At 42.5% G+C, this 13413-nt stretch carries 9 protein-coding genes, 4 pseudogenes and 1 riboswitch; of the genes and pseudogenes, 4 read left to right on the top strand and 9 right to left on the bottom strand.

Features of this window, described 5'->3' with window-relative positions:
- Positions 1-110: 110 nt before the first annotated feature.
- Positions 111-239, bottom strand: a pseudogene (locus tag DER53_RS10615) (ISNCY family transposase); the annotation flags it as partial.
- Positions 240-308: 69 nt separating this feature from the next.
- Here DER53_RS10615 and DER53_RS10610 point away from each other — a divergent pair.
- A complete protein-coding gene (locus DER53_RS10610; protein WP_073967901.1) occupies positions 309-473 on the top strand; it encodes a helix-turn-helix domain-containing protein in 165 nt (54 codons plus the stop codon).
- A gap of 16 nt (positions 474-489) precedes the next feature.
- Positions 490-1305, top strand: a pseudogene (locus DER53_RS10605) (DUF817 domain-containing protein).
- A 214-nt stretch (positions 1306-1519) separates the two neighbouring features.
- On the opposite strand, the pseudogene DER53_RS10600 reads toward DER53_RS10605, so the two are convergent.
- Together DER53_RS10600 and DER53_RS10595 are read right to left on the bottom strand one after the other, a co-directional pair.
- Positions 1520-1753 (bottom strand): annotated as a pseudogene (locus tag DER53_RS10600) (tyrosine-type recombinase/integrase); the annotation flags it as partial.
- Between the two features lie 144 nt (positions 1754-1897).
- Positions 1898-2290, bottom strand: a complete 393-nt coding sequence (locus DER53_RS10595) for a phosphate-starvation-inducible PsiE family protein (protein WP_141103841.1) — start codon at positions 2288-2290, stop codon at positions 1898-1900.
- A 722-nt stretch (positions 2291-3012) separates the two neighbouring features.
- Between DER53_RS10595 and DER53_RS10590 the strand changes: the two genes are divergently transcribed.
- Positions 3013-3204 carry an ATP-dependent DNA ligase gene (locus DER53_RS10590; protein WP_073967904.1) on the top strand — a complete coding sequence of 64 codons (192 nt, stop codon included), beginning with the start codon at positions 3013-3015 and terminating at the stop codon, positions 3202-3204.
- A 505-nt stretch (positions 3205-3709) separates the two neighbouring features.
- Here DER53_RS10590 and DER53_RS17675 read toward each other — a convergent pair.
- A pseudogene (locus DER53_RS17675) lies at positions 3710-3947 on the bottom strand (helix-turn-helix domain-containing protein); the annotation flags it as partial.
- A gap of 300 nt (positions 3948-4247) precedes the next feature.
- A riboswitch (cyclic di-GMP riboswitch) is annotated at positions 4248-4337 on the top strand.
- A 106-nt stretch (positions 4338-4443) separates the two neighbouring features.
- Between DER53_RS17675 and DER53_RS10585 the strand changes: the two are divergent.
- Positions 4444-4803 carry a response regulator gene (locus DER53_RS10585; protein ID WP_062753312.1) on the top strand — a complete coding sequence of 120 codons (360 nt, stop codon included), beginning with the start codon at positions 4444-4446 and terminating at the stop codon, positions 4801-4803.
- Positions 4804-5404: 601 nt separating this feature from the next.
- On the opposite strand, the gene DER53_RS10580 is transcribed toward DER53_RS10585, so the two are convergent.
- The 5 genes from DER53_RS10580 to DER53_RS10560 form a co-directional block, all read right to left on the bottom strand.
- The gene (locus tag DER53_RS10580) at positions 5405-5563 is read right to left on the bottom strand and encodes a hypothetical protein (protein WP_156482437.1); all 159 of its coding nucleotides are present in this window, start codon (positions 5561-5563) and stop codon (positions 5405-5407) included.
- 209 nt (positions 5564-5772) lie between these two features.
- Entirely contained in the window at positions 5773-7632 is a 1860-nt protein-coding gene (mutL, locus tag DER53_RS10575; RefSeq protein WP_062753314.1) for a DNA mismatch repair endonuclease MutL, read from the bottom strand.
- A gap of 13 nt (positions 7633-7645) precedes the next feature.
- Positions 7646-10228, bottom strand: a complete 2583-nt coding sequence (gene mutS, locus DER53_RS10570) for a DNA mismatch repair protein MutS (RefSeq protein WP_062753315.1) — start codon at positions 10226-10228, stop codon at positions 7646-7648.
- Positions 10229-10610: 382 nt separating this feature from the next.
- The gene (locus DER53_RS10565; protein WP_062753317.1) at positions 10611-11120 is read right to left on the bottom strand and encodes an acetone carboxylase subunit gamma; all 510 of its coding nucleotides are present in this window, start codon (positions 11118-11120) and stop codon (positions 10611-10613) included.
- A 9-nt stretch (positions 11121-11129) separates the two neighbouring features.
- A complete protein-coding gene (locus tag DER53_RS10560) occupies positions 11130-13400 on the bottom strand; it encodes a hydantoinase B/oxoprolinase family protein (protein ID WP_062753318.1) in 2271 nt (756 codons plus the stop codon).
- Positions 13401-13413 lie beyond the last annotated feature (13 nt).

Below are 13413 nucleotides of genomic sequence, written 5' to 3'. Positions count from 1 at the left end.
ATTATAACAAAAGCAGATAGTTCGTTAAATTCATGATTGCGCATATTATGTTCCCTCTCCCCTTGCGCAACAAATTTTACTAAACTGTTTAACTATTATAATTATCCAAACACTGGCGTCCTTCCTGTCACATGCGGTGTTTCTGGCAACGACAGAAAGTCAATATATCGAAATAAGGATGCTAAAAGTGGATCCATTTCGTAAGACCATGCATGTTCGTTGTTTAAATGGAAAATCATGATAGTGCCCACCCCTTGGAGAGTTGTTTTTTGGCTACTGTATATGATTTCCAAGGTGGTGGATTTTTTATGTGCATTTATGCATTCGTTATGCGTTTTGCAACACGTTCTATATTGAAAAATGGAAAGGCAAAAGCGATTCGATTATCAACTTTAGATGCGATTTGTAAGGCTTTAGAATGTCAGCCTGGAGATATTTTAGAATACAAAAGCGACGAAGACACTCAAGGATAATAAAGAGGCACAAATCATGAGAGCCCTAAAACAACTCGTTCGTTTTGGTTGGGAGCAGGCCCTATCATGTTTGTTTCCTGTCGTTATTTTTGCCTCTTTGGCTTTTACAAAATTCATGCCACTTCCCTTCCTACCACGGTATGACTGGCTGCTCATCATCTGCCTTCTGATGCAGTGGTGGATGGTGCGTTCTGGGCTTGAAACACGGGATGAACTAAAGGTTATCACATTGTTCCACCTTATTGGGCTCGCTCTTGAACTTTTCAAGGTACATATGGGCTCCTGGTCTTATCCAGAGGAAGGATATTTCAAAATTTTTGGAGTGCCTTTGTATAGTGGATTTATGTACGCAAGTGTAGCGAGTTATCTTTGCCAGGCGTGGAGGAGGTTTAAGGTTGAACTGGTTAAGTGGCCACCGTTTTTGGTAGTTGTACCTCTTGCAGCTGCGATTTATTTGAATTTTTTCACCCACCATTATTGGATTGACGTTCGTTGGTGATTATCTGGACTTGTAATTATCGTCTTTTGGCAATCATGGGTCACATTCGAGGTTGATGGAACTCGTTACCGTATGCCACTCGCACTTTCTTTTGTGCTCATCGGATTTTTTATATGGATAGCCGAAAATATCGCAACGTTCTTTGGAGCTTGGGAATATCCAAACCAAACCGATGCATGGAGTCTCGTTCATCTAGGAAAGGTAAGTTCATGGTTCTTATTAGTGATTGTTAGCATTCTTATAGTAGCGACGTTAAAGCAGGTTAAGGGAAAAATTGTTTCACCCAAGAAGGATAAGGTTCAAGAGGCGTTTGATAATCATTTAAAGGAATGAGATAAATAGCGAAATATGAAAAATAAAAATTTTTTTGAATCACTCAATTAAGCAGACGCCAGTGATTTGACCATCTTTAACTGGAGTAAGTGCTGGCTAATGGGATAAGAAAACGCCAAAGACCATAGCAATCTTCGAAGAAAGGTTCAAAGATGCCATGGCCGTACTGAACTATCCCAATTGTTATCGGTACACCTATGCACAACCAACTTTGTTAAAATTTCAGCAACGCCTCCACCGCATCCGCCAAATCACTATAGCTGTCTTTTAAGTATCGAGATGTCGTGGCGATATTGCTATGGCCGGCAAGCCGCCGTACTTTTTCAATGTCGTTGTTCGTGACCTTCAGCATTCACTTACAAAACGTATGGGGCGTAAGTTTTTTATTCGGCAGGCTGTAACTTTCAATCATTCGCTGGATGCCCCGTACCGAAAATTTACTAGTTTTTAATTGAATTTATTGCTCAAAATCTATTCAGAATTACAAAGAGCTAAAAAGCGAACTGCCGTTGAACGAGTGAATGTAAAAAATTGGACCCCATGAATTCGGAACGTTTACGCTGTGAAAAAAATTAACTCTGATTGTTAAAAATTAAGGTCGGTTGGGGAAAAAGCGGCAACTCAGTCCGTAACATTTAAGGTAGTAGAGGATAAAGATGGCTAAGATTCCGACTAGAATCTCCCACATATGCACATTCAAGATGATCATCTTACGGGCAATGGCAAAAATGATTATATCCATGACGAGTGTCATATCGTGCTTGATGAGCATAAGTGCGACCTCTAATCCAATAATATACAAGAGTGCATGAGCTAAAAAATCCTGAAATTTCTCCATGATTTCCCCTTCCATGATGTAGCTGAATAGGTCATGGACGAGCATTGTTCCTTCTGCAATTACCGCTACAATAATGATTCCCGCTAGCAGCCATTCGAAAAATTTTACTGTCTGGGTAAATACTTGTTCGAGGGATTTTACATTCATCTCCATTACCTCGCTTTCTTTAAAGAATATATCAACGAATTCAAAAAGTGAGAAATGAGGATTATAACTCACCTTTGACAGTTAAGGACCATTTTTGGGGTTACAAAACCGCATCTCTAAAAAATTAAAAGAGCACTATACTGAATGTCTCATCAAACCTGGTAAACGGGGAAGAAAACTCGATCCGAAAAATACCATCATAAAGGTCGCGGAAATCCTGACCCGAAAGAACATGCAAGCCTATTCGAGGTCGATGATGATGGACAAACCTTAACGTTTCCAATGAAGCAGCATTAGCCAAGGAGGGGTTACGGGATGAAAAGTTCCTGATTAAGACAAATACCGGCTTATCCTCAGCCGACATGGTAACCGGATACAAGACGCTCATTCAAGTCGAACGAACCTTCAAAAAATTTTCCGAATATTTATTTTTATTAGTATTGTATTATAACAGATGACTAAATGCAACTACTGTTATATAAAAATATATGCTATATTTTTGCCACCACTCTCATATTGATGGTTATTTTCTTAATGGTATTGTGGGAGCATGGAGGGAATCGCGTGTGACACCAGTCTCTGAAGTCCATGTTGCTTCATAAATCAGATGCAGTACCCAGAGGATACCTTCATTAGCTCAAATTTGACGGCCACAGAGCCTTACTACACTACTAGAGTGGTAGTACTCGCCGCCAAATGAGTGTACTTTCCAGTACCCAGAAATGAAGGATATTAATTTACCTTCAGACTGCATCCTTGACGGAAAAATGATCATGCTGGATGAACAAGCAAAGCTTTGCTTTAAGTCCGTCATGCAACGTTTCCAAGCACGGAAAGAAAAAGCAGTCAAACGCTTAACAAAGTCTAACCCTGCGCATTTTGTTGCTTTTGACGTTCTAGAAGAAGTGGATTGATTGAAAAGTAGAAGTTGTTCCACTGAAAAGGAATAAGCCGGAACGATGTGTGCAGCTGCTGCACTTGCGCTCCGGCTTATGTCATGTTGCTCAACCTTTATTCTGTAATGGCATGGACCTCTTTCTTCTTATCACGTTGAATTCGACCGCCGCCGACAAAATTTAATTACAGTGATACATTTAAGACTCCAGACCAGCCCCGTGTTAACTCTGGATCAAAAGCAAACTCCCCGGCTCAACGTTGCGCAAAAAGGGGCTCGGTTCGCCTACACTGTAAAGCTGCAAGTAATGCATAGCCCGGGTGCAGGCGGTATAGAACAATCTGCGCAGGCTCTCATCTCCATATACTTGCGCCGATGCGTTATACTTGAAATTCGTTGCTCAGCCGATGGTTCAAGTACTCCTGGAATATGACTCACAAAAAATGATATCCAAATATACGATCAGTTAAACTAAAGTTAGATAAATCATATTTATTGAGAAATCCTTCAGAGAACATATCAATTAAGAGCTTTTTTAGCATCTCTACTTCCGCCTCAAGGCGCTTGATTTTTGTTTCAGGATCTTCCGGATGAGTTCTCGTTCTTCCTTTATTTGGTCCTTTCGATTTGTCCCGTTTTTCCTTCAGACCTTGTATTCCTTCCTATTCATAGCGTTTCACCCATCGATGTACCGGACTTATCAATCCCTAATTCTTTCACCACCGTTTTATGACTCATGCCCTCTTTCAAATATAAATCCACAGCTTTCTTTTTAAACTTTGCATCATATGTTTTTCGTATTTTCCCATAGAAAAATCCCCTTATAGTAGACAGATGAATTGGCTTTCTTTTTTCTGTCTACTATAAGGGGATCATATCACCCCTTCTTGGAAAACATAACTACCATTCTGAATATTTTTTGTTTAATAGATCAATAGTACTATTTAATAACTTTCAATATCAAAAAATAATCGATTTTTCCTATGTAAATTTAACTATAAAACTTGTTAATATTTCTTTAGATTATTGGACAAGTTTCGACAAATATATACAAAAAATTTAATATTGCATCACCAAACTACTCGAAAGGGCAAAACGCAAAGCGAAAGGAGCTAAATCTATTTTCAATAGACATGCCAGCCAGTTGTCTTTCCCATGAAAAATCATTGTGATTTTTTTAAAGGTTCCTTATTAGGCGCACTGTCATATGTACATTTTTAAGGATATATATTTACTTTTTTAGTCAAAGGTGGTTCAAATGTATAAAACTGTATTAGTTGCTGATGATTCAATGTTTATGAGAAACTTATTAAAGAATCTCTTAACCGCTAATGGTTACCAAGTTATCGCTGAAGCTTCTGATGGTAGTAATGCTGTATCTCTTTACAAAGAAAAATCACCTGACATTGTTATACTTGACTTAATTATGCCTATTATGAATGGATTAGATGCTTTAAAAAATATTTTAAAATTTGATCCAAAAGCAAAAGTAATAATTTGTTCATCGATGGGGCAAAAAAGTTTCATTATTGATGCTCTTCAAATAGGCGCTAAGGATTTCATAATCAAGCCTTATTTTAACAAATTAATTCCGGCTTTAAATAAATTATTTAGGTAATTATGCGCTTCTTTATAGAAGTGCTTTTTTGAAACTCACCTTGCTATTTTGTTTACTTCAGATTACTTCCTTTTATTGACGGCTTAAAAAATTTCGAAAGCAACATGTCCTGTCTTATGCAATATTTGCATACATTTTCCGCGTTATAGTCGTACAGCCATACTTGATAGACGTTCGTTGTGCAGCCGCATCTTTGACACATGTTCGCTGGATAAAAACGTTCTTTAGTTGAAAAGCAATGCGCACAAACAGAATCATAATGACCTTGTTCTTTGTTCCAACGGGGAATCAAAATTCCCCCCGCATTTGCATCGATGATCCCTTTTCGTTATCAAAAGTATATCTCGATTCATTCTCGACAACTTCTTCAAGAAAATCAAAAATCGTGAGTTGCCGCACGTTCTCACCACCCGCTATTTTGTTTCTAAAAGCTACCCGCATACTCTCTAGTTGCCCCTTAAAGAAAAACCCACGGAAACGCTCGATAAACCCTTTTCGTAAAGTCCTTAATTTTTCTGTCTACCTCAATCTGTTTTGCTTTGATTACCTCAACAGAGCCAAAGAAATTTTTGAATTCTCTTTTTAATTGCTCGTTGTTGGTCTAATAATCTTCAGATATCACAGCTTTCTTCGCTTGTTCAATAGGCCAATCTTTATCCTTTTCATCCATCGCGATAACACCGATGTCGTTATAAAATTCAAACGGTTTAACAGTCTTGTAGCGAATTATAATTTCATTCAACCGCTCTTTATCGTTCATTCGTTATCACCTCTTTGGAAACATAATTACTCTTTTGTTTCGTTGCCTAATCTACTGTTCGCCCTTCCGGAACAACAAATTACTGTATTTTTGCTTGCATACACAATTCCCCAGAAAGCAATCCGTAAAGTGATTCGGGCTTACAAGCAGGGCAAACGAAAAAATAAAGCGCAACTCCTTGATAGAACAAGGATGTTGCGCTTTTATATTTACATCACTCTCTTAAACATTTTCTCCAGCTCATACGTGGAAAAATGGATGATGATTGGGCGGCCGTGCGGGCAGGTGAATGGATCAGTCGTTTTGCGCAATGATTCCAAGAGTGCGAAGATTTCGTCATCGCGCAAATACTCGTTCGCTTTAATCGAACGTTTGCAGCTCATTAAAATCGCTGCTTTTTCACGAAGCTGCTTAATATCGACTTTTTTCATATCGATCACTTGCTGGATCATTTCTTCAATAATCGCCGCTTCTTCCCCTTTTGGAAACCACGATGGGTGGGAGCGGACGATGAACGTATTGTGCCCGAACGGTTCTAAAAAGACGCCGCATTTCGCCAATTCTTCACGATGTGCGTCAATTAGCACATATTCATCTGTCGGATAATGAAACGTAAGCGGAACAAGCAATTCCTGCACTTCGTTTATTACTTCGCCAACTTTTTCGCGAAAATATTCATACTTAATGCGCTCTTGGGCAGCATGCTGGTCAATGATGTAAAGCCCTCTCTCATTTTGCGCCAAAATGTACGTTCCGTGCATTTGCCCGATTGGATAAAGCGGCGGAAGCCGGTCATTCACATGCTCTTGTTCGTCTGATGATTCCGTTTGCTCGTCCATTTCGACTAGTTCATCATCGACATCATTTTGTTTTGATTCCACTGCCTGCAAAAACGAAGGGATTTCCTCCTTTGGTTCTTGCACTGGACTTGATTGCTTTGGCTCATCTACTTGTTTTGGTTCATCTACATGAACGAGTGGAGAAACAAATGGTTCTTTAACGACATGTTCAAACGTCCAAGCCGTTTGTTCTGCTTTTGGTTTTGGAGTTTCTTTTTGCTTGATCGTCATCTCAGGAATAAGCGTCCGCGCTTGAAGCGCCTGGCGAATCGCTTGGGTGACGAGCTCGTTTAATTCCGCTTCTTTGCTGAAACGTACTTCTAATTTTGCCGGATGGACATTGACATCGACTAAAATCGGATCCATCGCAATCGATAAAAATACAATCGGATAGCGGCCGATCGGCAACAGTGTATGATATCCCTCTTCGATCGCTTTTGCGAGCGGAATGTTGCGCACATATCGCCCGTTGACGATCGTGGAAATGTAATTTCGCGAAGCGCGCGTCACTTCTGGAAGCGAAATGTAGCCTTGAACGGTAAAATCGAGCGATTCCGCTTGAATTGGAATCATCTTTTTCGCGACATCCATGCCGTAAATCGCGGCAAGCACATGGCGTACATCGCCGTTGCCGCTCGTGTAAAGCAGCTGCTTCCCGTGATGGCGCAGCCGAAACGAAATATCAGGATGCGCCATGGCAAGGCGATTGACGACATCGGTGACATGACCAAGCTCAGTATGAATCGTTTTCATATATTTTAAACGGGCCGGGGTGTTGAAAAACAAGTTAGATACAGTAATATCGGTTCCCTTGCGGCTTGTTGTCCGTTCGTGTACAACGAGTTTTCCACCTTTTAGAACCACTTTCGTCCCTGGACCGTCTCCCGTGCTTGTTTTCATCTCAACTTCCGAGACGGAGGCGATGCTCGGCAGCGCTTCGCCGCGAAAGCCAAGCGTGCGGATGCGAAACAAATCGTGCTCATCTTTAATTTTGCTTGTCGCATGTCTTTCAAAAGCAACGAGGCAATCATCTTCTTCCATTCCGTCCCCATTATCGATGACGCGAATTTTCGCTAGTCCTGCTTCTTCTAATTCAATTTCAATAATGGTGCTATTGGCGTCAACCGCGTTTTCAACGAGCTCTTTAACGACGGAGGCAGGACGCTCGACGACTTCCCCTGCGGCGATTTTATTGGACAATTGGTCATCGAGCTTACGAATTTTTCCCATCGCTATGCCTCCTTTACTTTAATAGTTTTTGAATTTCGTATAATTTGTTTAACGCTTCAAGCGGCGTTGTTTCCAACAAATTGACTGATTTTAATGCCTCAAGCGCCTTTTTCTCTTTTTTCGATAGATGGGATTCTTCTTTTGAAGGCTGCTCTTCGGCAAACATGCTGAGCTGTTCGAAGACCGCCTCGTTCTTGCCGCTTGGCTGTTCTTTTCGCTGTTCTTGCTGCTCAAGCTCGGCTAAAATTTCTTTGGCGCGCTGAATGAGAGAAGCCGGAAGCTCAGCAAGCTCGGCGACATGAATGCCGTAACTTTGGTCGGCTGGTCCTTCTTCAATTTTATGAAGAAACACGACTTTTCCATTTTCCTCAACGGCTCTCACATGAACGTTTTTCAGCTTGGCAAGCGATTGCTCCAGATCCGTTAATTCATGATAATGTGTGCTAAATAACGTTTTCGCGCCAATATGATCATGAATGTATTCGATGATCGCTTGCGCCAATGCCATCCCATCATACGTAGACGTGCCGCGTCCGATTTCATCAAACAAAATTAAGCTGTTTTGTGTCGCGTGAACGATCGCATTGCGCGCTTCGAGCATTTCGACCATAAACGTACTTTGCCCAGATACTAAATCATCCGCCGCACCAATTCTCGTAAACACTTGGTCAAAAATTGGGAGGACTGCTTTCTCTGCCGGTACAAAGCAGCCAATTTGCGCCATAATGGCAGTAAGGGCAATTTGCCGCATGTACGTGCTTTTTCCGGACATATTCGGTCCCGTAATTAACAACAGTTCCCGCTCTTTATTCATATAACAATCGTTCGGTACATACGTTTGCGCCCCAAGCACTTTTTCCACTACTGGATGGCGGCCCGCTTGAATGATCAGCTCACGATTATCGGAAAACTGCGGTTTTACGTAATGACGCTCTTCGCTTACAGTCGCAAACGACTGCAAGACATCGAGTTCGCTAATCGTTTTCGCTAATGATTGCAAACGCGGAATATATTGTTTTACGCGTTCGCGAATGTCCACAAACAATTCGTATTCTAGTTCGATGCTTTTTTCTTCCGCTTCTAAAATGAGCGCTTCTTTTTCTTTTAATTCCTGGGTAATAAAACGTTCAGCGTTTGCTAGTGTTTGTTTTCGCTCATAACGTCCCTTTGGCAACAAATGAAGATTCGGCTTCGTCACTTCAATGTAATAGCCGAACACGCGGTTATAGCCAATTTTTAATGATTTAATCCCGGTTAATTCCCGTTCTTTGCTTTCTAGCTGGGCAATCCATGCTTTCCCATTGCGGCTTGCATCGCGATAACGATCAAGCGTTTCGTTATATCCGTCTTTAATGATGTTTCCTTCTTTGACGGACAATGGCGGATTTTCTTGAATCGACCGCTCTAACAGATCGACAAGTTCCGAACATGGATCGAGTTTGTCGGCAAGCTGCTTCGCTTCATCATCTGAAAGGTTTTCAACAATATCTTTTAACGCCGGGATTTGCTGAAGCGATTTTTTCAGTTGAATTAAATCGCGCGCGTTTACGTTTCCGTAGGCAACACGGCCAGCGAGGCGCTCGACGTCGTACACTTCGCGAAGACGTTCGCGCAGCTCCTGCCGTTCAAAATAATGATGGATCAGTGTTTCGACCATATGTAAGCGCCGTTCGATTTGTTTGCGATCCAAAAGCGGGCGATCAAGCCATTGTTTCAGCAACCGCCCGCCCATTGCCGTCACTGTTTCATCAAGAAGCCACAACAGCGAGCCTTTCCGCCCTTTGGAACGGATTGTCTCGGCTAATTCCAAATTTCGCTTCGAGTACAAATCGATTTTCATATAATGATCGACTTGATACACTTGAACAGACTGCATATGATCGAGGCGTCGTTTTTGCGTGCGAATAATATAATGAAGCAGGCGGCCGAACGTCGTTTTAAGTTTATCTTGCTGAAGCGCTTCGACGATCGACGTAAATCCTTCAGGAATCGCTGTTTCGTCCTCATAAGAAATCGTCACATCATAACGTTCTTTTAATAGCTGTTGATACTGTTCTGGGAATTGAGAAGAAATGACAATTTCTTTCGTACCGATCGCATACAGCTCATTCATCACATCATCCAATGAAGCAAGAAGCGTTATGCGATTTTCCCCTGTTGATAAATCCGTATAAGCAAAACCATACGTACCATCATCAAACATGGTCACCGTCGCCAAGTAGTTGTTTTCTTTATCTAACAGTCCTTTCCCTTCCATCACTGTTCCAGGGGTAATGAGCTGAACGACTTCGCGGCGGACGACCCCTTTTGCCGTTTTTGGATCTTCGACTTGTTCGCAAATCGCGACTTTATATCCTTTTGAAATCAACTGTTCAATATATCCTTGCGCCGAATGATACGGGACGCCGCACATCGGCACCCGTTCTTCGCCGCCGCCATCACGGCTTGTCAGCGTAATTTCCAGTTCCTGCGCCGCTTTGATCGCGTCGTCAAAAAACATTTCGTAAAAATCGCCAAGGCGAAAAAATAAAAAGGCATCTGGATATTGTGCCTTAATGTCCAAGTATTGCTGAATCATCGGCGTATATGTAGCCATCGTTCTCCTCCAACCTTGCAAATTTACGTTTTACCAATAAAATTAGCGGCCACCCTGTCATTTTGGCGTTTCCATCCGTGTATCGCCATCAACATAAAGCCGCTTAATTCCGCGAAATCTTGTTTTCTATGTATCTAGTTTCGAACCAATATGGAGATTTTTTTGAATACATTAATGCATCTGCGTTTCAACACGTTTCATTATAACATATTTTAAAGAAGAAAAAGAGAAAGTTCAAATTCTGGCATCGCTAAAGCGTTAAGCAGTCCGGCAGCTCCTATGTTCGTCTTTCCAATAATGAGCTTCTCCCTTGCATTCCATTTCAGAAAATGCAATGCATAAAAACAGACGGCAGCTTTTCGCCGCCGTCTGTTTTTTATTTTTATTTCCCCTGCGGAAGCGGGCGCTTTAACCATTCTTTATAGAATGTATCGATATCAGGCTCGAAGTCTTTGATGACCGGATACCACGGTGTCACCGCTTCTACCTCAAGCTGTGTTGCGCAGCCAGGGCAATAGTACTCGCGAAGCACCTGCCATTCCGGATCTGGCGCCATCAATTTCGGATACAGTTCCGCCATTTTTTCTACTGTATCACGAACATAGATGAGCGCATGAAGCTTCCAGTTGTCGCTTGCCTCGCAAAATTCATATCCACAATCGCATTTTACGATGCGCCGGCCATCCGGCTTTTGCACAATATAGAGATGAAGGCCGGCCGGAAGCAAAATCGGATCATCCCACGGCACCCTTTCTTGAAGGATGCTAATATATTTGTCAAATCGGTCAGTGTCTTTATAATTGGAGAGCATTTCTTTTAATTTGACAAAATCTATCGTACCGTCGATTAATTCCTCTATCGTCTTGCGATCGTATTTATCGTATTTTTCCATATTTTCACCTCATTTCAACTTATTAATTTTTCTTCCGAATACCGGGATGCCCAATTCTTCTTCTGTTAATTTCCAATCTTCCGGCAAATTCCAGAACGACTTAAACTCGTTATAAAACTTTTCACTTAACGCGAAGGTGCTCGCATACATGTGACGCACTTGTATCGCTGCTTCTTTGTTGATAATTTTCTTTCTTTCCTCTTGCATCCATTGTTTTGTCGGCACTCCCCGTTTCAGCCGCTCTTTTCTCATTTCCTCACGGCGTTTCTTCGTTGCTTCTTCATCAACGATATATCGACCTTTTTCATCTTGAGTGAAGACCGCTCCATAAACACTTTCAGCGAAACGAGGAAGAATATGGCCTTCGTTTAAATCATTTTCAATCATTTTTGGCTTCCGCTCTAGCGGATCGCCGAATCCTGGACCCCCACGCAAATAGTTCAAATATAGATCATAGTTTTCAAAAATGGTTTCCGTTGTAATCGCCTGCTTGTCACGGATAATTTCTTTTGCTTCCATCAGTTTTTCATATTGTGGGTTATCCGGATCAGGGTCACCGCCAGTCGGAATCGGCAGTCTCTTTTCGATCCGTTCTTTTAAGTTCGTGCCATGGGCCTCAAAACGGTATCCCGATGCGGCTGGATAACCTCCCATCAATCCACAGTCACTCGAGATGTAGCCGTTGCCCATGAAGAACATCGTCCAGTCTTTTGCCCCATACACCATTCTCAACGATTCATAGCCGTTTCCACCACGGTATTTTCCGTGGCCGCCTGTATTCGGCTTAATGCTTCTTCCGAGATAAATGAGCGGTTCTGCCAGCTCCCAGATTTCCATGTCGCCCATATCGCCTTCCGGGTTCCAAATTGCCGCGGCGTGGCTGATCCCATCTCTTACCGCGCTCGCGCCAACCCCTTCAGCGGCTGACTCGAAGCTGTTGACAGCATGGTTTTCATTGAACTGGTTGTAGCCTCCACCTTGTAGCCAGTTGGATGTATTGGCATTACCTGCGTTGACTTCTTCGAGATAACCGCGGGCGAAATAGTTGCGGCTGAGTCCACGCCATAACGGGCTCCACGCAGATACAAGGAAATGCCAAGCATAGCTGTGCGCAGTACGAATATCATCTGGATTTAGCCATGAACCGTACGGCAAGTCAAACTTACTTGCATAATACGCTCCATCGTTGACCCGGTCGTTCGGAATGAGCGTTTGCGACATCATAACCCAGATTCCACTCGTAATTGAAACCGGCGTCGCGTTGTAGCTATGCCATCCCCATCGATTAACTCCTTCAAAGTCGATTTCAAATTTGCCGTCCTTATGAACGATGATCTCCGTCGGCGCGTGCATGATTGTGTTCACACGGGCATATGGAGGTACATCAAGATTTTTGTACGGTACGTCTACAAAGGAAACTTGGCGGTATCTTCCCGGAATAAGCAGCGTTTTTACTTGGTTGATAAAGCCGCGGCGTCCCTCTTCGATCACTTCGCGGATAAATTGTTTGTACGTATCGATTCCTTCCTCTCTTACAATATCAAGAACAAGATCGCGAATCATATGACATCCGGCTATGCGCGTCCGTTCGTCAAGCAGCCAGTACTTTGTCGTACGGACCGAACGCTGGCTTTCAATTAACCAGTCTTTTAACAGTGTATCGTTTTTCCCGATTTTGCGGCAGGCCACTTGATAACCGTCATCGTAACGAGTGACAGGTCCGACCGTCATGCTTCCAGGTGCTGTTGCGCCAACATCGATAACGTGAGTAACTCCGCCAACCCAGCCAATCAGTTCTCCATCGTAGAAAATTGGCACGATCGTATGAACATCACACGGATGGACGTTTCCGATCTGGCAGTCATTGTTGCAGAAAATATCGCCATCTTCAATGCCAGGGTTCTCTTCATAGTCATTTTTAATCATAAATTTGATGGCGGCGCCCATCGTGCCAACGTGAATGATGATTCCAGTGGAAGTAACAACGCAATCACCTTCAGGAGTGTAAAGTGTAAAGCATAATTCACCTTCCTGCTCGACAATCGGCGATGCGGCAACCCTTTTCGCCGTTTCCCGCGCGTGCACCACACCGCCGCGCAGTTTGGAAAAGATCTTTTCATAACGGATCGGATCGCTTTCTTTCAGCGGAAGTTCTTTCAATCCTGCGTAATGTCCAGTCAGCTGGCTAATCCGATCGATTTCCTCCCGCATTTCTTTGAGTGTTTTTCCATTCCACCCGATAGTTTTGCGTTGTTTTACCTCTTTTACGTTCATCGCCATGATTGATCAACCT

The organism is Parageobacillus toebii NBRC 107807 (assembly GCF_003688615.2).
GTDB classification, from domain to species: Bacteria; Bacillota; Bacilli; order Bacillales; family Anoxybacillaceae; genus Parageobacillus_B; species Parageobacillus_B toebii.
This window is presented reverse-complemented; position numbering and strand designations above follow the sequence as displayed.

Coding starts and splice junctions, on each gene's coding strand:
- DER53_RS10610 (WP_073967901.1), top strand. CDS start 309: ATGTGCATTTATGCATTCGTTATGCGTTTTGCAACACGTTCTATATTG.
- DER53_RS10595 (WP_141103841.1), bottom strand. CDS start 2,290: ATGAATGTAAAATCCCTCGAACAAGTATTTACCCAGACAGTAAAATTT.
- DER53_RS10590 (WP_073967904.1), top strand. CDS start 3,013: ATGAAGGATATTAATTTACCTTCAGACTGCATCCTTGACGGAAAAATG.
- DER53_RS10585 (WP_062753312.1), top strand. CDS start 4,444: ATGTATAAAACTGTATTAGTTGCTGATGATTCAATGTTTATGAGAAAC.
- DER53_RS10580 (WP_156482437.1), bottom strand. CDS start 5,563: ATGAACGATAAAGAGCGGTTGAATGAAATTATAATTCGCTACAAGACT.
- mutL (WP_062753314.1), bottom strand. CDS start 7,632: ATGGGAAAAATTCGTAAGCTCGATGACCAATTGTCCAATAAAATCGCC.
- mutS (WP_062753315.1), bottom strand. CDS start 10,228: ATGGCTACATATACGCCGATGATTCAGCAATACTTGGACATTAAGGCA.
- DER53_RS10565 (WP_062753317.1), bottom strand. CDS start 11,120: ATGGAAAAATACGATAAATACGATCGCAAGACGATAGAGGAATTAATC.
- DER53_RS10560 (WP_062753318.1), bottom strand. CDS start 13,400: ATGGCGATGAACGTAAAAGAGGTAAAACAACGCAAAACTATCGGGTGG.